General features: G+C 64.7%; 16 protein-coding genes. 7 read left to right on the top strand and 9 right to left on the bottom strand.

Annotated features, from left to right (window positions below; translation table 11 throughout):
* Positions 1 to 148 precede the first annotated feature (148 nt).
* The gene (locus DUPY_RS17715) at positions 149 to 1,759 is read left to right on the top strand and encodes an alkaline phosphatase D family protein (RefSeq protein WP_070249713.1); all 1,611 of its coding nucleotides are present in this window, start codon (positions 149 to 151) and stop codon (positions 1,757 to 1,759) included.
* 15 nt (positions 1,760 to 1,774) lie between these two features.
* Here the strand turns inward: DUPY_RS17715 and DUPY_RS17710 are convergent, their stop codons facing one another.
* Together DUPY_RS17710 and DUPY_RS17705 are read right to left on the bottom strand one after the other, a co-directional pair.
* Complete coding sequence (locus DUPY_RS17710; protein ID WP_070249712.1) at positions 1,775 to 2,107, bottom strand: carboxymuconolactone decarboxylase family protein; 333 nt, start codon at positions 2,105 to 2,107, stop codon at positions 1,775 to 1,777.
* Between the two features lie 68 nt (positions 2,108 to 2,175).
* Positions 2,176 to 2,715 carry a hypothetical protein gene (locus DUPY_RS17705; protein ID WP_070249711.1) on the bottom strand — a complete coding sequence of 180 codons (540 nt, stop codon included), beginning with the start codon at positions 2,713 to 2,715 and terminating at the stop codon, positions 2,176 to 2,178.
* Between the two features lie 246 nt (positions 2,716 to 2,961).
* On the opposite strand from DUPY_RS17705, the gene DUPY_RS17700 reads away from it, so the two are divergent.
* Positions 2,962 to 4,038, top strand: coding sequence for a trypsin-like serine protease (locus tag DUPY_RS17700; protein ID WP_070249762.1), 1,077 nt, complete (start codon positions 2,962 to 2,964; stop codon positions 4,036 to 4,038).
* Here DUPY_RS17700 and DUPY_RS17695 read toward each other — a convergent pair.
* The 3 genes from DUPY_RS17695 to DUPY_RS17685 all read right to left on the bottom strand — a co-directional run bounded on the left by DUPY_RS17695 (position 4,026) and on the right by DUPY_RS17685 (position 6,384).
* On the bottom strand, positions 4,026 to 4,712 hold the full coding sequence (locus DUPY_RS17695) for a GntR family transcriptional regulator (protein ID WP_070249710.1): 687 nt from the start codon (positions 4,710 to 4,712) through the stop codon (positions 4,026 to 4,028). The two genes, DUPY_RS17700 and DUPY_RS17695, sit on opposite strands and share 13 nt — an antisense overlap.
* Positions 4,709 to 5,653: a dihydrodipicolinate synthase family protein gene (locus DUPY_RS17690; RefSeq protein ID WP_070249709.1), complete on the bottom strand. Its 945-nt coding sequence runs from the start codon at positions 5,651 to 5,653 to the stop codon at positions 4,709 to 4,711. The genes DUPY_RS17695 and DUPY_RS17690 overlap by 4 nt, the downstream gene beginning before the upstream one ends.
* Before the next feature lie 65 nt (positions 5,654 to 5,718).
* Positions 5,719 to 6,384, bottom strand: a complete 666-nt coding sequence (locus DUPY_RS17685) for a TetR/AcrR family transcriptional regulator (RefSeq protein WP_167359082.1) — start codon at positions 6,382 to 6,384, stop codon at positions 5,719 to 5,721.
* 146 nt (positions 6,385 to 6,530) lie between these two features.
* Here DUPY_RS17685 and DUPY_RS17680 point away from each other — a divergent pair, with 146 nt between their 5' ends.
* Complete coding sequence (locus DUPY_RS17680) at positions 6,531 to 7,688, top strand: epoxide hydrolase family protein (RefSeq protein WP_070249708.1); 1,158 nt, start codon at positions 6,531 to 6,533, stop codon at positions 7,686 to 7,688.
* Positions 7,689 to 7,691: 3 nt separating this feature from the next.
* Here DUPY_RS17680 and DUPY_RS17675 read toward each other — a convergent pair whose 3' ends face one another.
* From DUPY_RS17675 to DUPY_RS17665, 3 genes are all read right to left on the bottom strand, one after another.
* Positions 7,692 to 8,618: a LysR family transcriptional regulator gene (locus DUPY_RS17675; protein ID WP_070249760.1), complete on the bottom strand. Its 927-nt coding sequence runs from the start codon at positions 8,616 to 8,618 to the stop codon at positions 7,692 to 7,694.
* Between the two features lie 31 nt (positions 8,619 to 8,649).
* A complete protein-coding gene (locus DUPY_RS17670) occupies positions 8,650 to 9,873 on the bottom strand; it encodes an MFS transporter (protein WP_084640774.1) in 1,224 nt (407 codons plus the stop codon).
* Positions 9,874 to 10,038: 165 nt separating this feature from the next.
* Positions 10,039 to 10,596, bottom strand: a complete 558-nt coding sequence (locus DUPY_RS17665; RefSeq protein ID WP_070249706.1) for an outer membrane beta-barrel protein — start codon at positions 10,594 to 10,596, stop codon at positions 10,039 to 10,041.
* Positions 10,597 to 10,792: 196 nt separating this feature from the next.
* On the opposite strand from DUPY_RS17665, the gene DUPY_RS17660 reads away from it, so the two are divergent.
* Together DUPY_RS17660 and DUPY_RS17655 are read left to right on the top strand one after the other, a co-directional pair.
* Positions 10,793 to 11,425, top strand: coding sequence for a hypothetical protein (locus DUPY_RS17660; RefSeq protein WP_070249705.1), 633 nt, complete (start codon positions 10,793 to 10,795; stop codon positions 11,423 to 11,425).
* A gap of 110 nt (positions 11,426 to 11,535) precedes the next feature.
* Positions 11,536 to 12,642, top strand: coding sequence for a catalase family protein (locus DUPY_RS17655; RefSeq protein WP_070249704.1), 1,107 nt, complete (start codon positions 11,536 to 11,538; stop codon positions 12,640 to 12,642).
* Here the strand turns inward: DUPY_RS17655 and DUPY_RS17650 are convergent.
* The gene (locus DUPY_RS17650) at positions 12,639 to 15,632 is read right to left on the bottom strand and encodes a TonB-dependent receptor (RefSeq protein WP_070249703.1); all 2,994 of its coding nucleotides are present in this window, start codon (positions 15,630 to 15,632) and stop codon (positions 12,639 to 12,641) included. The genes DUPY_RS17655 and DUPY_RS17650 overlap by 4 nt on opposite strands.
* A gap of 332 nt (positions 15,633 to 15,964) precedes the next feature.
* Between DUPY_RS17650 and DUPY_RS17645 the strand changes: the two genes are divergently transcribed.
* Both DUPY_RS17645 and DUPY_RS17640 read left to right on the top strand, forming a co-directional pair.
* Positions 15,965 to 17,977, top strand: coding sequence for a hybrid sensor histidine kinase/response regulator (locus DUPY_RS17645; RefSeq protein WP_070249702.1), 2,013 nt, complete (start codon positions 15,965 to 15,967; stop codon positions 17,975 to 17,977).
* A gap of 224 nt (positions 17,978 to 18,201) precedes the next feature.
* Positions 18,202 to 18,425 (top strand): nicotinamide mononucleotide transporter family protein (locus DUPY_RS17640; RefSeq protein ID WP_141749593.1); only part of this gene is annotated, 224 nt, incomplete at its 3' end.

Genomic DNA, 18,425 nt, shown 5'->3' with positions numbered 1-18,425 from the left:
ATTGGTAAATTGAGATTGCCGACATAATCCGGTAAAGTCAAACTACCAAGAAATTCAAGTACCAAGAACACCCGATCCGGTTGCCGATTTCATCGTCACGTCATATAAAAATCCTAAGCTTGCCAGCTCACAAATGATCGGAGCAAGCATGACTTCATCGATTTCGCGTCGCAGTTTTCTGGCCCAGGGTGGGGCATTGGTCGGCAGTTCGGCATTGGGCGGCTCGCTGCTGCTGGCCGGGTGCGGCGGCAGCAGCAACAGTCAGGCCGCCATCGGGGTCAGTGACAAGGAGCGGCCCAAGATGCCGTCGGGAATACAATTCGGCGATATTACCGATAACCGGGCGATCATCTGGAGCCGCAGCGACCGCAACGCGCAGATGATCGTCGAATACGATACCAGCGAGCGTTTCAACAACGCCAGCCGCATTGTCGGTCCCGTTGCCAGCGACGCCACCGATTTCACCACCCGTGTCGATTTGAGCGGCTTGCCCACCGGCCAATCGGTATTCGTGCGGGTGCGCTACGTAGATCCCAATAATTCGAGAATCGAAAGCGAAACCATCGCGGGACAATTTCGGACCACGCCGGCTGCCGATGCAACCCGCGCCGTGCGCTTTCACTGGAGCGGCGACCAGTGCGGCCAGGGCTGGGGTATCAATACCGATTTTGGCGGCATGAAAATTTATGAAGCGATGCGCTTGCGCGACCCGGACTTTTTCATCCACAACGGCGACACGATTTATGCCGACGGCCCGATCCTGGCCCAGGCCACGGCGGAAAACGGCCAGGTGTGGCGCAACCTGGTCACGGAAGAGGTGAGCAAGGTCGCGGAAACGCTCAAGGAATTCCGTGGCCGCCATGCCTACAATATGCTCGATGCGAACTTTCGCAAGTTTGCCGCCCAGGTGCCGCAGGTCTGGCAATGGGACGATCACGAGGTGACCAATAACTACAGCGCGTCCAAGGATTTGTCGGCCGATGCGCGCTACACCGAAAAAAGCATCGCCACCCTCACCACCCGTGGCCGGCGCGCCTTCCTCGAATATGCGCCCATGCGCTATTACAAGCAAAGCGAACCACAGCGCATTTATCGCACCATCTCGCACGGTCCGCTGCTGGACGTGTTCGTGGTGGACATGCGCAGCTACCGGGGGCCGAACAGCACCAACCTGCAAACCGCGGAAGACGCCAGCTCGGCCTTCATGGGGCGCGACCAGGTGGAGTGGCTGATCGCCGCGCTGAAAGCCTCGACCGCGACCTGGAAAGTCATCTCGGCCGACATGCCCATCGGCCTGAACGTCGGCGACGGCAAGAACGCCCAGGGCGAAGCGCTCTGGGAAGCGCTGGCCAACGGCAACGACGGCGTGCCGCTCGGGCGCGAACTGGAAATGGCCCGCCTGCTCAGCAGTATCAAGGCAGTGCCGAACGTGGTCTGGATCACCACCGACGTCCACTACTGCGCCGCCCACTACTACGATCCGGCCCAGGCCCGGTACACCAACTTTTCGCCGTTCTGGGAATTCGTCGCCGGCCCGATGAATGCCGGCGCCTTCGGTCCGGGCGTGCTCGACAAAACCTTCGGGCCCACCGCAGTATTTTCAAAAGCGCCGCTGATCCAGAACTCGTCGCCGTTTGCCGGCTACCAGTTCTTCGGTGAGGTCAATATCGACCCACGCACCAAGGCGATGAAGGTCGAGCTGTTCAACCTCGACGGCGTTTCGCAATTTGCCCAGACGCTGCCGGCGGTGGGTGTGTAAAGCGTCGGCCGTCTGCTAAGGCTCGGCGGCTTCGCCCAGCGCAGCCTGGGCATGGGCAGACGCTGAAATAGCCGCTGGAAAGCCTGCATAAAATGCCAGGTGCGTGATGGCAGCGGCCAGTTCCTTGCGCGTGACACCATGCTCGATGGCGCGGTGCAGGTGGGCGGGCAGTTCGTCCATGTGGTTGAGTGCAACCAGGCAGGCGATGGTGATCAGGCTGCGATCGCGCGGCGCCAGGTCGGGGTCGGCCCAGACTTGCGAAAACAGCGGCTGCTCGACCAGGTCCGCCAGCTTGGGCGTGAAAGGCCGGGCAGCGGCGCGGGGGCTGGTGAAATCGATGGCTGGCATGGATTGCTCCTGGAAGTCTGAAACGCGGCCGCAGCACGGCTGCAACCGCCAAGCTGAAGTGTTATCGGTCAGGCCGCGCGCGCTGCACGGGCGATGCTCTCGGCAAACAGCGGGGTTTCGCGGCGGTTATGGTCGCCCGACGACTCCTGGCGGTCGGCGCACGCTTTTTCCCACGAAATGCCGTGCTCCCTGATAAAGGCCAGGAATTCCTCGGTCGGGTGCGACACCACGCCGTTGGTGTACTCGCAGCGGTGGTCGTCGATCTTCTTCACGCTCAAATCCCAGATCACCTGCACCTTGGTGCGGCCGTTGGGCGTGAATACGTCCGAGGTGGACACCATGCGGCAGTGCGATGCTTCGGTGATCTCGCCCACGTAGTGCTGCACTACCAGGCCGGTGCCGATCATCTCGACGTTGATCGACATGCGGCGGCCGTCGTCGGTAAAGGTGGCGCCGGCGGCGATGTGGTCGGGCGGGGCGCAGCGCTGGTATTCGGCGTCGGGCAGCGTGAACAGCCACTTGGCGATATCGACTTTCTCGAACGGCACGTCGATGATGTGGCTGAATGCGGATTGCGACAGAATCAGGTCGGAACGGATGGTGGTCATGGCAAAACTCCTAAAGTCAGTGAGGCTCGCGGCAGCTGGAAATGTGCTGCAAGCGTGTAGTGAGAATAGCGAGATCGCCGCGTGGCGAAAACTGTCCAGCAGAGTCGGTTCGGGGCCAACTTTTGGCAAAACCAGCGCACTTGTTCCTGCGCACGATTGAGTCCCTGCATTTATGCAAGTAAATGAAATGTATTCCATAATACAATCAATATGAAACTTGGTTCATACAACCCAACTTTGACCATCATGAAAATACCGTTTGCAATGATCAAACTGGCCGCCGTTGCAGCCGCACTGGTGGCAGCATCGACCGCACAGGCGACCACCAACAGCTCCGCTCCGCAGGACTGGCGGCTGGTGCCGGGGCAGTCGTTCAATGGCGTGGCCGGTGCGATGGACGGCGTCGGCCGGCTGAGCATTACCACGTCCGGCGGCGTGTCCCTGTGCTCCGGCTCGCTCCTGTCGGGCGGCCAGTACATGGTCACGTCAGCGCATTGCGTGACCGATCTGAAGTCGGTCAACGTGTCGTTTGGCTGGGCTGGCGGCAGCGTCAGCGAGACCCGCAAGGTGTTGCCCTCTGGCGTGTATGTGCATCCCAAGTGGACCGGCGACAACGTCGATAGCGGCGCCGATATCGCACTCATCAAGCTCGATCATGCCGTCACCGACATCAAGGGCTACAACCTGAGCACGAGCAACGATGTGGGCAAGGAGTTCCTGCTGGCCGGCTATGGCCGCTCCGGCCTGGGCGGCAGCACGACCCAGCCCGATTCGGGTGACCGCTTGTGGGGCCACTACGGCTACAACACTTACGACGTGGACAGCAAAACCTTCAACCAGGTCAGCGACAAGGCGGTACCCGGTTTTGGCTACGATGCGGCCTTCTACGCGCCAGGCGTGACCTATCGCAGCGATTACGATGACGGTACCGCCGCCCACAATACCCTGGGCCGCATCGCCGACGCTACCGGCCACGCCTGGACCAGCGGCACCGGGCTGGGCGCGCGCGAAGCGATGGGCACGGACGGCGATTCCGGCGGTGGCGAGTTCGTCTGGAGTGGCAAGGAGTGGCTGCTGTCGGGAGTGCACGAGTGGAACTTGCCGGGGGATTTTTCTTGCGTCGATTACAAGCTGACCGGCTGCGATGCGCGCCCCACCAACGACTTCAGCTACGGCGATCTGTCCGGCTCCACCGCGACGTTTTCGCACGTCGCCTGGATCCGCTCCATCACGGCCGTGCCGGAGGCCGATACCTCGGCGCTGATGTTTGCCGGTCTGGCGCTGATGGGCACGATCGCGCGCCGTCGTCGTCAGGCTGCCTGACCGGGCGCGCGCCGCGTGGACAGGATGAACCGCTCCAGGTCGCGGCTGGCATGTTCGATATGCCGCTTGAGCAGGCTTGCTGCGCCGCGCACGTCGCCGGCGCGGCACAGCCCGACCAGTTCTTCGTGCTCCTGCTGGGCCTGGCGAATGCTGTCGGCGCTCAGCGACAATTGCATGCGCGTATAACGGTCGGTTTGCTGCAGCAGGGTGGCAACGATGGCGGCCGTCCTCGGCTGGTCGGCGCGTGACAGCAGCACGTCGTGCAAACGCGTGTTGAGTTCGCCCCAGCGGGTGGTGTGCTGGGCCAGCAATTCCACCTTGTAGTCGGCCAGGATGGCGTCGAGCCGGGCGTAGTCGTCCGGCGTGAGCTTCGGCGCCGACTTCTTCAACAGCAGGGGTTCCAGCACGCTGCGCAGCATGAACAGCTCGCTGATCTCGTCGATCGACAAGCCCGCCACCACCGCGCCCTTGTGGGCGACGATCCTGACCAGCCCTTCGCCCTCGAGCTGCACCAGCGCCTCGCGCAGCGGGATCCGGCTGATGCCGAACTCGGCGGCAAGCGCATCCTGGCGCAAGGAACAACCTTCGGCCAGCTCGCCCGACATGATCTTGCGGCGCAGCGCGTCGGCCGCCTGGTCGGCAACGGTGGTCACCGCCAGGCTTGTTTGTTTCACGCAGCCACTTCCCGGCTCCAGTCGGCGTACCAGTCGCGGAACAGCGTGTACTGGGTTTCGGCGTAGCGGCGCTGGCTGGCGCTCAGGGCGTCGGTCTCGTTGAAGTGCAGCGTGTACTCGGTGTCGCCGTTGAGCACCATCAGGTACTTGTAGAACAGCACCAGGTCGGTGCCCTCGTCGAACGACGACAGCACCAGCAGCGCCGCTTCCAGTTCGCGGGCCTGGCGGCGCGCTACGGCGTTGCCGGCGGCGGCCTGGCGCGACAGGTCCACCAGTTGCAGCACTTCGCGCGGCAGCGCATTGCCGATGCCGGTAATGGCGCCGGTGGCGCCGCAGTTGACGAAGCCGTGCACCACCTGGGTGTCCACGCCCACCATCAGGGTGACGTTATCGTCCTGGCTGGTGATGTGTTCGGCCGCATAACGCAGGTCGGCGGCGCCGCCGAATTCCTTGAAACCGATCAGGTTGGGATGCTGGGCGCGCAGTTCGAAGAACAGGTCGGCGCGGGTGGCAAAGCCATAGTACGGGCTGTTGTAGATCACGGCCGGCAGCGCCGGTGCGGCCTGCAAAATGGCCGAGAAGTGGGCCTTTTGCGCCGCCGGCGACGAGCCGCGCGACAGCAGGCGCGGAATCACCATCAGGCCTTGCGCGCCCACGTTGGCGGCGTGCGCGGCATGCGACACCGCCTCTTTCGAATTGACCGCGCCGGTACCGACGATGGTCGGCACCCCGGCCGCCACCAGGCGCGCCACGCCTTGCTGGCGTTGCGCTTCGGTCAGCAGCGGCCAGTCGCCCATCGAACCGCAATACACCACGGCGCTCATGCCGGCATCGACCAGCTCGCGGCCCTTGCGCACCAGGGCGTCGAAGTCTGGCGTGCGGTCGGCGTTGCAAGGGGTCATCAGGGCCGGGATGGTGCCGGTGAAAATATTGTCGCTCATGGGGTTTCCTTCAGTTCAAGAGGGGAGGAGGGCATGGGCGACAGCATACTGCGGTTTTGGATATTTTATACAATCTGACCTGGGGTTATGCCGATTTCGTCGTGGAAGGTGCGCAGTTCCAGCGCGCCTGTTGCGCGCAGCATGGCGATGCCGGCAGCGATGCGCGCAGGGGCGCCGGCCACAATCGCCGCCACCGGCTCGCCCAGCATGGCGCGCAGCAGCAACGGCGCCAGCACCGTGTCGATGAACTGGTCGGCAGCATTCATCGCCATCGCCATGGCCGCAGCACCAGGCTCGTGCAGCGCGATCACCCGCGCGACGCGCCGCACGCCCGACTGCCAGAACAGCTTGTCCGCGCGGGCGCCGTCACCGAGCCGGGGCAGCTCGGTTACCAGCAGGCGCAGCAGCGCCAGCGCGTCGGGCGCCAGCGCATCCTCGACGACCTGCATGCCGACCGCAGCGAGCCGCTCATCGAGGCTGCGGTCTTCGGCAACCGTGTCTTGCGCCGGCGACCCCGTCAGCAGGCGATCGATCACTGCCGAAAACAGCGCCGCCTTGTTGGCGTAGCGGGCATAAATGCTGGCCTTGCCCGCGCCGGCGTCGAGCGCGACCTGGTCGCAACTGGTGCCGTCATAGCCGCGCTCGAGGAACAGCCGGGTGGCTGCCGCCAGCAGGCGCGCTTCCACGTCGCCTGCGCTATCGGCCGGCGGCCTGCCGCGCCGCCTGGGCATTTGTCCTGCTTCCACCATACCGCTTCTTTCCCATTTCAATCGAATCCGCTTTACAAATGACGTCTTGATGATTAATCTAGACTAGTCAGTTCATTTAAATCATCCGGTGTACGCCGGTCCGTAACATAGCATGCCCGGGAGGCATTTTGTCCGATACCACCATCCATCCATTTCACCTGGCCATCCCCGATGCCGCCCTGGCCGACCTGCAGGCGCGGCTTGCCCTCACGCGCTGGCCAGATGCCGAGACTGTGGCCGACGCCAGCCAGGGGCCGCAACTGGCCAAGCTGCGCGCCCTGGTCGCACGCTGGCAGGACGGCTACGACTGGCGCCGGTGCGAGGCGCTGCTCAACAGTTTCAACCAGCACCACACCGAGATCGACGGCGTGGACATCCACTTCCTGCACGTGCGTTCGCCCGAGGCTGGCGCCATGCCGCTGCTGCTCACGCACGGCTGGCCCGGTTCGGTACTGGAATTTCGCGACATGATCGGCCCGCTCACCGACCCGGTGGCCCACGGCGGCCAGGCAAGCGATGCGTTTCACCTGGTGATTCCATCGCTGCCCGGCTTCGGCTTTTCCGGCCAGCCCGCGGAGGCCGGCTGGAACGTCAACCGCATTGCCGACGCCTGGATCGCACTGATGGCCCGCCTGGGCTACGACCGGTATGCGGCGCAGGGCGGCGACTGGGGCGGCGCGGTGACGACCACCATCGGCTACAAGGCGCCGCCGGGCCTGGCCGGCATCCACCTGAACATGCTGATGTTCCAGCCCACCGACCAGGAACGGGCCGAGGCCACACCGCACGAGCAGGCCATGCTCGACGATGCGCAGCGCTACGACCAGCAGTTTTCCGGTTACTTCAAGGTGCAGGCCACGCGGCCGCAATCGGTGGGTTTTGCGCTGGCCGATTCGCCGGTGGGACTGGCAGCGTGGATTTACGCCTTGTTCCAGGATGTGTCCGACAATGACGGCGACGTGGAGAGCGTGTTCGCGCTCGACGCCATCATCGACAACATCATGCTCTACTGGCTGCCCAATACCGGCGCCAGTTCCGCGCGGCTGTACTGGGAAACCATGCAGGCCATGCGCCACGGCGGCATGCCGGCGGCGCCGATGACCACGCCGGCCGGCATCAGCATGTTCCCCGGGGAGCAGGTGCGCGTGTCGCAGCGCTGGGCGCAGCGGCGCTTTGCCAATCTCGTGCATTTCAATGAACTCGACCGTGGTGGGCACTTCGCGGACATGGAGCAGCCGGCGCTGCTGGTCGAGGAGGTGCGGACCACGTTCCGCACGGTGCGGTAGCCGTCAGCGAGCGGTGGGCGGGCTGTCATCGGCCTGCGCTATCAGATCGATGAATGCCCGCAACGTGGCCGGCATCAACCGGCTCGGGAAATACAGTCGCGGCCCGTCGAACTGCTGCCACCAGTCCGGCAGCACCGGCACCAGTTCGCCGCTGGCGAAATGCGGTGCGAGCCAGTTGCCGAAGGTGCAGATCATGCCGTGGCCGGCGCACGCCAGGCTGATCGCCGCCGGCGCCGCTTCCACGCCGATGGTCAGCCGGCTCGGTGGATCGATGGTCACGCGTTCGCCGGCGTGCTCGAATTCCCACGCGGTGAGGGCGCCGCTGGAAAAGCGCATGCGGATGCAATCGTGGTCCAGCAAGTCGCGCGGATGGGCCGGGTGGCCGCGCCGCGCCAGGTAGGCCGGCGCGGCGGCCAGCGCCAGCTGCTGGTAACGGGGGCCAATCGGCACGGCGATCATGTCCTGGGCCAGGCGTTCGCCGTAGCGGATGCCGGCCGTGCAGCCATCGGCAATGGCGTCGACAAACCGGTCGTCCACCACCACTTCAACCTGGACGGCAGGGTAGGCCGCAAGAAACCGGTCGATCAATGGCGGCAGGATATCGACCATCACGGCGCCGGCCACGTTCAGTTTCAGCAAACCCTGGACTTCGCGCCCGGCATCGACCACGTCGTGCAGGGCGGCGCGGGTTGCGGCAAACAGGGGCGTGAGGCGCGCTGCGAGCGCCTGCCCGGCCTCGGTCGGCACCACGCTGCGCGTATTGCGGGTGAGCAGCGGCACGCCCAGCATGGTTTCGATGCGGGCAATGGTGTCGCTCACGTTCGACGGCGACATGCCCAGCCGCGTGGCGGCAGCCCGAAACCCGCCCGCCTTGCAGACGGCCAGGAACACGGCCAGGTCATCGAGTGACGGTTCACGATTGTTCTTCATGCGCGACAGTCTACGCGAACCTGGCAGCAAGTTAAGCTGGCACGGCCGCCGGCATTGCGCGCCGCTCCATCAGCACCGACACCCCCAGCACCACAATCCCGCCCAGCGCCAGCATCGCCCCCACCAGCCCGGTCGATTGCAGGCCCAGGCCATGGGCGATCGCCATGCCGCCGAACCAGGCGCCAGCCGCGTTGGCGCAGTTGAAGGCCGAGTGGTTCAGTGCTGCGGTGACGGTCTGGGCGTCGCCAGCCACGTCCATCAGGCGGGTTTGCACCGCTGGCGCCACGGCGATGCCGCAGCCGATCAGGAACAGGTTGATTGCCACGGCCCAGGCGTTGGCGCTGGTGTAGTAAAAGGCGGTGAGCGCCACCACGTTCCACACCAGCGCACCGAAAATGGTCCACAGGCGCGAGCGGTCGGCCAGCCAGCCGCCCACCAGGTTACCGAGTGTCATGCCGACGCCGATCAGGGCCAGCAGCACCGCCACCATGTTGGGCGATACCCTGGTAATTTCCAGCAGCGTTGGCGTGACGTACGTGTACACCGCGAACAGGCCGCCAAAGCCCACCGACACCATCAGCAACGTCACCCACACCTGGGCGCGGCGAAACACGCCGAGCTCGCGGCGCACGCTGGCGTCGCCGGCGGCGATGAAGGGCACGTAGCGGCGCACCATCAGCGCAGTGACCACGCCCAGCACGCCGACGACCAGGAACGCCGAGCGCCAGCCGAAGGCCTGGCTCAGCCAGGTGGCCAGCGGCACGCCGAAGATGTTGGCAATGGTCAGACCCAGCAGCACACGCGAGACGGCCTGGCCGCGTTTTTCCGGCACCGCCATGGCGGCTGCTACCAGCGCGGCCACGCCGAAATAGGCGCCGTGCGGAATGCCGGCCACGAAGCGCGCCAGCAGCAGCGAGCCGTAGGCCGGTGCGGCGGCGCTAAGCAGGTTGCCGGCCGCGTACAGCGCCATCAGCATCACCAGCATGGCTTTTTTCGGCATGCGCGCCAGGAAGATGGCGATCAGCGGTGCGCCGAATACCACGCCCAGCGCGTAAGCGCTGATCATGTGGCCCATGTGCGGCAGGTCGGTGTGCAGGTCGGCAGCGACGATCGGCAAGATGCTCATCGAGGCGAATTCGCCGGTGCCAATGGCCAGGCCGCCGATGGCCAGGGCGAAGTTGGCCATGCCGGCGCCATGCGGCGCGGCAATCGGAACCGGGGGGAGGGAGGTGCTGGAAACAGGGTCGGAATGCATCGGGAGTGGCTCGAAAATCAGTGGCAAAAAGGGTCCACCTTAGCATGTCTGGCCAACTTTCGTTGGTCACGGCCCGGACTGCGTAGTGCTACTTAGATGCTGAGAGCAAAAAAAACGGCAGGCGTTATGCACGCCTGCCGTTGATCGATGTGAAACTGGTATTGCTTAGAACTTGTAGCGCAGACCGATCGAAACCATGTTGGCTTTCAGGTTGTCATCGCTGTCTTCGAACTTGGCGATCTTGCCGAAGTATTCGTACTCAGCTACAACGCTGAAGTTGGCGTTGATCGCGTATGCAGCGCCAACCGACAGGTAAGCGGAGGTACGGTTGGCTTTGTCGTTGACGTTGAAGCCACCGGCCGAAGCGTTGGCTTTCACGTCGGAACGGACGGCACCGGCTTTACCGATCAGCGAGAACTGCGCGTCCAGCGGCACGGTGCCGGTGGCAGCGAAATACACGGCGGTTGGCTCGAACGAAGCGCGTGCGCCGAAGCCCGAGCGTTCCAGCTTGCCCATATCGACGTAGCCGCCTTCGAGGCCGAAGTTCTGGTTGAAGTTGTAGCCTCCGAACAGCTTGAAGCCGGTGTCGTGGTCTTTGGTCGAACCGATCGACAGTTTTTGTTCTGCACGGCCGACGCTGCCGCCGACGTAAGCGCCTTGCGATTGAGCGGCGGCGGTGCCGGCCAGTGCTGCCAGCATGGCGAACAAGATGGTATTTTTCATATTTACTCTCAAAAGTGGGTCAAATCACGAAGTGGTTTAGTTGGTATTTCGTGAACGCAACATTATATATATAAATCAATGCTTGCGCCGGAATTGCTTCAATCTGGTGCGCAATCGTGCGCGTTCCTGGTGCGCTCGGCATGCCCGGTCATGTTTCTGATAACATTTCTATCGAGTAAATTATTGAAAGGTAGTGATGCATTCCTTCATCAAAAGTGCAGTGACCGCCGTGGCGCTCACCATCCTGGGCGCCATGCCCGCGCAGGCCCAGGAACGCCCGCTGTGTGTCGAGCAGGCTTGCCTGGGCATGACCCTTGCCGAGGCCGCATCGCTCAAGCTGGCGCCGGCCGGCATGCTGGCCTTCAAACTCGATGATCAGCATGGGCAAAGTTATGGCCTCGACGGCGCCGGTCAGCGCGTCAGGTTGGCCGACCAGGGCGATATGGATGGCGACGTGATCCGGCAGTTCACGGCACGGGTAAACACCATCTGCCGCTTCGAGAGCGCCGGCGCGCGCCTCAAGGTGGGCGACGACCAGCACGTGCTGGTGTTCAATCCGGTGATGCGCAACGGCAAGGGCCAGCTGGTGCTGACCGAAATCGCGCGCATGCTGCCCAAGAAAATGACCAGCGAGCAGGTACAGCAAGCGGTGGCACAGGCGCAAAAGCAGTATGGCGGCGCCTACACTGCGCAATGGACCAAGACGGTTACCCGGCCCAACGTGGCCTTGTACGACGAAATGATCATGGCCCGCTCCATCGTGCTGCGCATTCCCACCGAGAACGTGGCGGACGCCCTGATGGCGCAACCGGGCTGCGCCGGAAAATAAGGCCGCAGGTGGGCATCGTCCGTGCGTCTGTGCGTGTGTGTTGCCACAGACGCCGGGCGATAATTTCTGCATGATGGCAACGTCAGCCAACCAGCCAGCAGGATACCACCATGGATTTTCCCACCCGTCATCTGAAGCAACCATTGCCCTACGATCCCTCCTACGAAGTACTGGAGGAGGACGAGGCCGAAACCATCGCCGGCTTGCAGGAGCAGATGCGCGATATTGCCGGCACCGTCCACCAGGACAGCGGCCACGCGCCGCGCGGCGTGCACGCCAAGAGCCACGGCTTGCTGCGCGGCACCCTGCGCGTGCTCGACAACCTGCCACCCGATTACTCGCAAGGACTGTTTGCCGCCAGCGGCGACTACCCGGTCGTGATGCGCCTGTCCACCACGCCGGGCGACCTGCTCGACGATAAGGTATCGACCCCGCGCGGCATGGCCATCAAGGTGATCGGCGTGCCCGGCGAGCGCCTGGCCGACGGCCAGGGCGACGTCACCCAGGATTTCATCATGGTCAACGGCCCGACCTTCCAGGCGCCCACGGCCAAGAAGTTTCTCGGCAGCGTCAAGCTGCTCGCCGCCACCACCGACAAGGCGCCCGGTTTGAAAAAAGCCTTGTCGGCCGCTTTGCAGGGCGCCGAAAAAGTGATCGAAGCGGTGGGCGGCGAGAGCGCCACCCTGGTCAGCCTGGGCGGCCATCCGCAAACCCACATCCTGGGAGAAACCTTCTTCAGCCAGGTGCCTATCCTGTTCGGCCGCTACATGGCCAAGCTGCAACTGGTGCCGGTCTCGCCCGAACTGGCCATGCTCAAGGACCAGACGGTCGATCTTGACCACAAGCCCAACGGTTTGCGCGGTGCGGTGGTCGATTTCATGACCGAGCACGCGGCCGAGTGGGAATTGCGGGTGCAGCTGTGCACCGACCTCGACGAGACGCCGATCGAAGACCCGACCGTGGAATGGACCACGCCGTGGGTGGCGGTGGCGCGCATCGCAGCCCCGGCCCAGGCCGGCTGGACGCACGGCCTGTCGGTGCTGGTGGATGACGGCATGCAGTTCAGCCCGTGGCATTGCATCGCCGCGCATCGCCCGCTCGGTTCCATCATGCGCGTGCGCCGCGCCGTGTACGCAGCCTCGGCCCGCTTCCGCGCCGAACGCAACGGCACGCCGTTAGCCGAACCGCACAACCTCGACCACTGGCAAGAACACTAATACTTGTAATTCATCCCCACTACGAAAGTCCGGCCCGAATGCACATACAGCAGCGTGTCGTTGCGCTGGCTGTCGCGGCCGTAGCGCAGCGGCGTGTCGTTGAGGTTCTGGCCCTCGAAGCTCAGGCGCAGTTGCGGCGTGAGGTTGTACGACATGCTGAAGTCCACGTTGGTCGAACCATCGACGGTGGTGAAATCGTGGCCCTGCACGTCGCCGAGCACGTTGAGCAGGTAGGCCGAACGGTGCGCAGCGGACACCCTGGCGCTGAACTTCTTGTCCTCGTAGAACAAGGTCAGGTTGTGCGCTTTTGGCGACAGCCCGGTGAAGTTGGCGCGCTTGGTCAGCTGCTCGTTGGCTGGCGTGTTCGGATTGTCCACCCGCGTGATGTAGGTAATCTTCGAATCGACGTAGGTGTAGTTCGCCAGCAGGCCGAAGTTGCTCCAGATGCCGGGCAGGAAGCTGAACGGCGCCTGCAGGTTGAACTCGTAGCCGGTCAGCGGACCGCCCGGGGTGTTCACTTGCCGGTTCACCACCACCGTCGTGTTGGGCAAAGTGGCGCAGGCCGGCGTGCCGCCGGTGATGCTGCAGCCGCCGCCGAGCAGGACCGATTCCGGCAGGCCAAGGCTCGAGAACACGGCGCGGTCCGACACGCCCTGGATGAAGGTGCCGATCTTCTTGTGGAAGGCGCCCACCGAGACCATGGCGTTCTTGTCGTAGTACCACTCGGCCTGCAGGTCGAAGGTCTTGGCGCGGATCGGCGACAGGTTGGGGTTGCCGATGGTGACGGTCTGCACCTGCGTGTTAAGCGTGCTCGACGGCGCCAGGTCGGTGTACTCGGGCCGCGCCAGGGTTTTGCCGGCCGAGAAGCGCAGCATCACGTCCTTGTGCAGGGTGGCCGAGACGTTCAGCGCCGGCAGGTAGTCGTTGTAGCGGTTGCGCCCGCGCACCCGTTCCAGCGCGCCATTGGCGTTGACCAGCGCGAACGAGTTCATCTCGGTGCGCGCGTGGCGTATACCGACGTTGCCGCGCAGCGGGATGTTGAACAGGTCGTAATTAAAATCGGCCATCAGGAAGGCGGCATCGATCTTTTCCTCGACACCGCGGTTGGCCTGGTTCAGGTAGTTGTACTCGGAACCGGGAACGGCAGCGCAATGGCACTCGATGTTGTACACGGACAGAAACTTGTCCAGGTCCACCGCCGCCCACGAGCCCGGTACCCCGGAACCGCCGAGGCCCTTGCCGAAGCCGCTGATCTGGCGCGAGATGGCATCCATGGTTACGCCGGCCGGCAGGGTGAGGCCGTTGCCGCCGGAGCCGATTTCCACGTTGGTCCAGCTGTTGTTGCGGCGCGAGAGGCCGGTGCGCAGGGTCAGGTTGTCGCTGGCCTCGTACGCGGCGGTGACCTGGTTGGTTTTCAGCGTATTGCGGGTGTGCAGGTAGCGGCCCACGAACTGGCCGTGGAAGGTGCCGTCCGCTTCCTGCGGCGCGAACGAGAAGTTGTTCGGGTTGGTCACGTCGATGCCGAAGTTAATCGACGGCACGTTGCGGTTGTTGCGGAAGTCGAAAGAATAGCCGTTGGCATTGGGCGAATCGAACTGCACCGTGGTGCGTTGCGGCTCGTCCAGGTCCGAGCGTGAGCGCCCGCTCAAAAAATCGAGTTTGAGGCGGTCGGTCACGTCGTGGCGACCCGACAGCACGTATTGCTTGAACGTGGTCGAGTACACGTCGAGCAGGCCCTCGGTGCGGATGTCGACCGCGTTGAAGCGGCCGTAGTCCCAGCTGCCGTTGTCGTTGAAGTGGGCATCGACGATCGAGGTCTGCGGCTTGCCGTTGGACTGGCCCATGCTGCGCCCGAACGAAATCGCCGAGATGTAGTTGTCGTAGCGCTTGTTGTTGAACTTGCCGCCCATGAGGTCGAGGTTCAACTCGGTGGCGCTGCTCGGGCGCCATTGCAGCGCGCCGGTCAGGCCGGTGCGCTCGTACTCGGTGAGCGAACGGCGAAAGCGCGGAATGCGCGGTGCGAACGCGCCGGAGCCGGGCAGCGGATTGGCCACCGTGCCGCCATAGTTATCGGTGCGGCCCATGACGTCGTTGTAGGCGGTGGGGTTGGACGTGCGCGGCACGCCGAAGCCGCAGCTGGCGGCGGTCACGCCCTTGACTGTATTGTTGGCCGGATTCTGCACGCCCGCACCCAGCGGCGAGCAGAAACCGCCGTCGTTGCTGGCGCTGAGCAGTTCCACTGCTTCGTAGCCTTCTTCCTGTGCGGTGCGCTTGGAGTAGGCGCCCGAGATCAGCGCGCCGAACTGGCCGTACGATGTCTTCCAGCGGTCCGAGTACAGGGCAGTGACGCGCGGGTCGCGGGTCTTGGAGACCGAGTTGTGCATGCCCTGGGCGCCGATGCTGAAGGTGCGGCCCTTGAAGTCGAACGGCCGGCCGGTGCGCAGGTCGACGGTGGCGCCGAGCGAGCCTTCCTCCACGGCCGCCTCCGACGTCTTGCGCACTTCCAGGCTGTTGAACAGTTCCGAGGCGAACACCGAGAAGTCGAAGCCGCGGCCGCGATTGGTGCTGCCGTTGATGTCGGAGGCGCCGGTGGCGGTCACGCCCTCGATGCCGTTGATGCGCACCCGGGTAAAACCGGCGTTCAGGCCGCGCACGGTAATCTGCTTGCCTTCGCCGCCGTCGCCGCGCGTGAGCGAGACGCCGGGCACCCGTTGCAGCGATTCGGCCAGGTTGGCGTCGGGGAACTTGGCGATGTCTTCGGCCTTGATCACGTCGACGATGCCGTCGCTGGCGCGCTTGGTGTTGAGAGCGCTGTTCAGGCTGGCGCGAAAGCCGCTCACGACCACGACCTGTTCTTCGGCGCTGTTGGCCTCGGTGGTAGTGGTGGCGGGCGCGGTGGTTTCCTGTGCCTGGGCGCCGATGGCGGCCAGCACGCCGATGACGGCCAGCACGGACGGCTTGAGCGGACTGCGATGGTTGCGGTTCTGCATGCTTATCCTCTTATAGTATGTTTCGTCTCCCCCTTGCGGGTGAACCGATCATATCGAGGCATCCGGACCCGCAACCGCAGCTGCGGGAAACAGTCACGCAGTTGATTTTATTGATACTGCTTTTGGCATGACCGCATCCATGGATGGGCTCGCTCGTTGCGCGCTCACGACAGTTGCGCAGCCGGGCCGGTTCGGGCACCAGTCGGCATGCCACAAAAGCAATGAAAAATCATGCAGCTGAACAGCTGATTCTCCACGGATAACGACCCGCCTATCGTGCGCCGCGCCAGTACCCAATTGCTACACTTCTGCTTTCCTCAGATAAATAGATCATGACGGCCTTACCCGTTTCCTCCCTGCCGGCAGTACCCTCGCACCGCTTCATCGGCGCCGGTACGCCGATGCGCGACCTGGTGCGCGCCTACCCGTGGCACACCACGGCGCTCGGCGCCATCGACAGCTGGCCGGCGTCGCTGCGCACCTGCGTGGGCGTGGTGCTGCACGCGGCGCAGCCGATGTTTTTGTACTGGGGCGAGGAACTGGTGCAGGTGTATAACGACGCCTTCGTGCCGTGCTTTGGCGCCGACAAGCATCCGGCCGCGCTGGGCCAGAGCGGTCCCGCGTGCTGGGCCGAAGCCTGGCCCACGGTCGGCCCGCAAATCGAGCACGTGCGGCGCGGCGGCGAGCCGCAGCTCTATGCCAACCAGCTGGTGCCCATCGTGCGCAACGGCCGCCTGGAAGACGTGTACTGGAATTACAGCTACACCCCGGTGTTCGACGACCGCGACCGCGTGGGCGGCGTGCTGGTGGTGTGCACCGAAACCACTACCCAGGTGCTGGCTGAACGCCGCCGCCATGCGCTCGACCTGCTGGGCCGGGCCTTGCTGGCCTGCCGCACCGATGCCGACGTGGCTGCCGCCATTGCCCGCTGTGCGGCCGACCATCCGCGCGATCTGCGCGGCGTGGAGATGCTGCGCGGGGAGTCATCCGCCACGGTCGTTTCCGACCTCGATGCCGGCCTGGTCGTGGTGCAGGGCGCCGAGCTGCAACTGTGCGCCGAGCTGGCGCTGGTGTTCGACGTCGCGCCGCAGGTGCCGGTGGATGGCGCCTGCCGCCAGTTCCTGGCGCAGTTTACCGCCAGCGTGTGCGCCACGCTCAGCCGGCTGGAGGCCGACCGCGCGCTGGCGCTGGCCATGGCCGAAAGCGACCGCCTGCACGGCGACCTCGACGCCACGGCGCGCATCAAGGATGAATTTTTGGCCGTGCTGGGCCACGAGCTGCGCAACCCGCTGGCGCCCATCGTCACCGCGCTCAAGCTGATGAAGCTGGGTGCCGCCCATGCCGCCGATACCGGCCACCAGCAGGACGTGATCGAGCGCCAGGTCGATCACCTGGTGCGGCTGGTGGACGACTTGCTCGACGTCTCGCGCTTGGCGCGCGGCAAGGTCGAGCTGCGCAAGCAAACCACGCCGCTGGCCGACATCCTCAACCGCGCGATCGAACTGACCGCACCGCTGATCGAGCAAAAGCAGCACCGCCTGCTGGTGGACGTGCCCACCGTGGGATGGCATGGCGATCCGGCGCGGCTGGCGCAGGTGGTCGCCAACTTGCTCAACAACGCCGCGCGCTACACGCCGCACGGCGGCCACATCACCGTCTCCACGCGGGTGCGCGGGGCCGACCTGCACATCCAGGTGACCGACGACGGCAACGGCATCCCGGCCAGCCTGATGCCGCATATTTTTGACCTGTTCGTCCAGGGCAGCCGCAAACTCGACCGCGCCAAGGGCGGCCTCGGCATCGGGCTGGCGCTGGCGCACAACCTGGTGCGCATGCACGGCGGCGCCATCCAGGCCTACAGCGGCGGCGAGGGGCGCGGCAGCACCTTTACCATCCATCTGCCCGATTCGGTGGTGGTGGAGGCCGAACCGATAGCGGTGGCGGCACCCGCGGCGTCGGCCGCGCAGGCAGCGTCCGCATCGCAACCGGGCGCCAGCGTGCGCGTGCTGGTGGTGGACGACAACCAGGACGCCGCCGATTCCCTGGCCGAGCTGCTTGGCGCACTCGGCTACGAGGCCAGCGTGGCCTACGATCCGGCCCAGGCCATCGCCGCCGCCAGCGTCGCGATGCCGCAAGTGGCCATCCTCGACATCGGCCTGCCCGGCATGGACGGCTTCGAGCTGGCCGGCCGCCTGCGCGCCTTGCCGCACGGCGCGGCGGTCACCCTGATCGCGCTGTCCGGCTACGGCAGGGCGGACGACAAGGCGCGCAGCAGTGCAGCCGGTTTCAACGCCCACCTGGTCAAGCCGGTCAATCTCGGCGACCTGCAAACCGCGTTGCCCTGAGATGGTATTGTTGCCATAAAGCGTTAACTTCTGCCAGCGGCTTCCAGCGACCCGGTGTCCGGGGGATACCCGGTATCGGGGCCGCGCTATTGCGTTCATGCCCCGCCTGGACGAGAATAAGCGCGTGCTCTGGTGTTGCAGCGGCGAAGACCTTCCAGCCGCCGTGCTGCCAGCCGATTGCCGCGACTGACCTCAGCCGCCTGCCTGCCGCCCGAAGGAACCCTTTGACCTCTCCGCTGGAAATCGCCGCCAATGCCGTCATGACGGTTTCTATCTTTCTTGCCGGGCGCAACAATGTGCATTCGTGGTGGCTGGGCATCATCGGCTGCGTCCTGTTTGCCGTGCTGTTTTACGAATCGCGCCTGTATGCCGACGTCACCCTGCAACTGTTCTTCATCGTCACCTGCGTGATCGGCTGGTGGCGCTGGCTGCGCGGCGGTACCGGCGC

It is taken from the genome of Duganella phyllosphaerae (assembly GCF_001758785.1).
Classification (GTDB): domain Bacteria; phylum Pseudomonadota; class Gammaproteobacteria; order Burkholderiales; family Burkholderiaceae_D; genus Rugamonas; species Rugamonas phyllosphaerae.
Note: the sequence above shows the minus strand (reverse complement) of the source record. Positions and strands in the feature narration are given on the sequence as shown.

Coding starts and splice junctions, on each gene's coding strand:
- DUPY_RS17675 (WP_070249760.1), bottom strand. CDS start 8,618: ATGAAGAACAATCGTGAACCGTCACTCGATGACCTGGCCGTGTTCCTG.
- DUPY_RS17650 (WP_070249703.1), bottom strand. CDS start 15,632: ATGCAGAACCGCAACCATCGCAGTCCGCTCAAGCCGTCCGTGCTGGCC.
- DUPY_RS17670 (WP_084640774.1), bottom strand. CDS start 9,873: ATGCATTCCGACCCTGTTTCCAGCACCTCCCTCCCCCCGGTTCCGATT.
- DUPY_RS17705 (WP_070249711.1), bottom strand. CDS start 2,715: ATGACCACCATCCGTTCCGACCTGATTCTGTCGCAATCCGCATTCAGC.
- DUPY_RS17710 (WP_070249712.1), bottom strand. CDS start 2,107: ATGCCAGCCATCGATTTCACCAGCCCCCGCGCCGCTGCCCGGCCTTTC.
- DUPY_RS17660 (WP_070249705.1), top strand. CDS start 10,793: ATGCATTCCTTCATCAAAAGTGCAGTGACCGCCGTGGCGCTCACCATC.
- DUPY_RS17715 (WP_070249713.1), top strand. CDS start 149: ATGACTTCATCGATTTCGCGTCGCAGTTTTCTGGCCCAGGGTGGGGCA.
- DUPY_RS17690 (WP_070249709.1), bottom strand. CDS start 5,653: ATGAGCGACAATATTTTCACCGGCACCATCCCGGCCCTGATGACCCCT.
- DUPY_RS17685 (WP_167359082.1), bottom strand. CDS start 6,384: ATGCCCAGGCGGCGCGGCAGGCCGCCGGCCGATAGCGCAGGCGACGTG.
- DUPY_RS17700 (WP_070249762.1), top strand. CDS start 2,962: ATGAAAATACCGTTTGCAATGATCAAACTGGCCGCCGTTGCAGCCGCA.
- DUPY_RS17665 (WP_070249706.1), bottom strand. CDS start 10,596: ATGAAAAATACCATCTTGTTCGCCATGCTGGCAGCACTGGCCGGCACC.
- DUPY_RS17645 (WP_070249702.1), top strand. CDS start 15,965: ATGACGGCCTTACCCGTTTCCTCCCTGCCGGCAGTACCCTCGCACCGC.
- DUPY_RS17655 (WP_070249704.1), top strand. CDS start 11,536: ATGGATTTTCCCACCCGTCATCTGAAGCAACCATTGCCCTACGATCCC.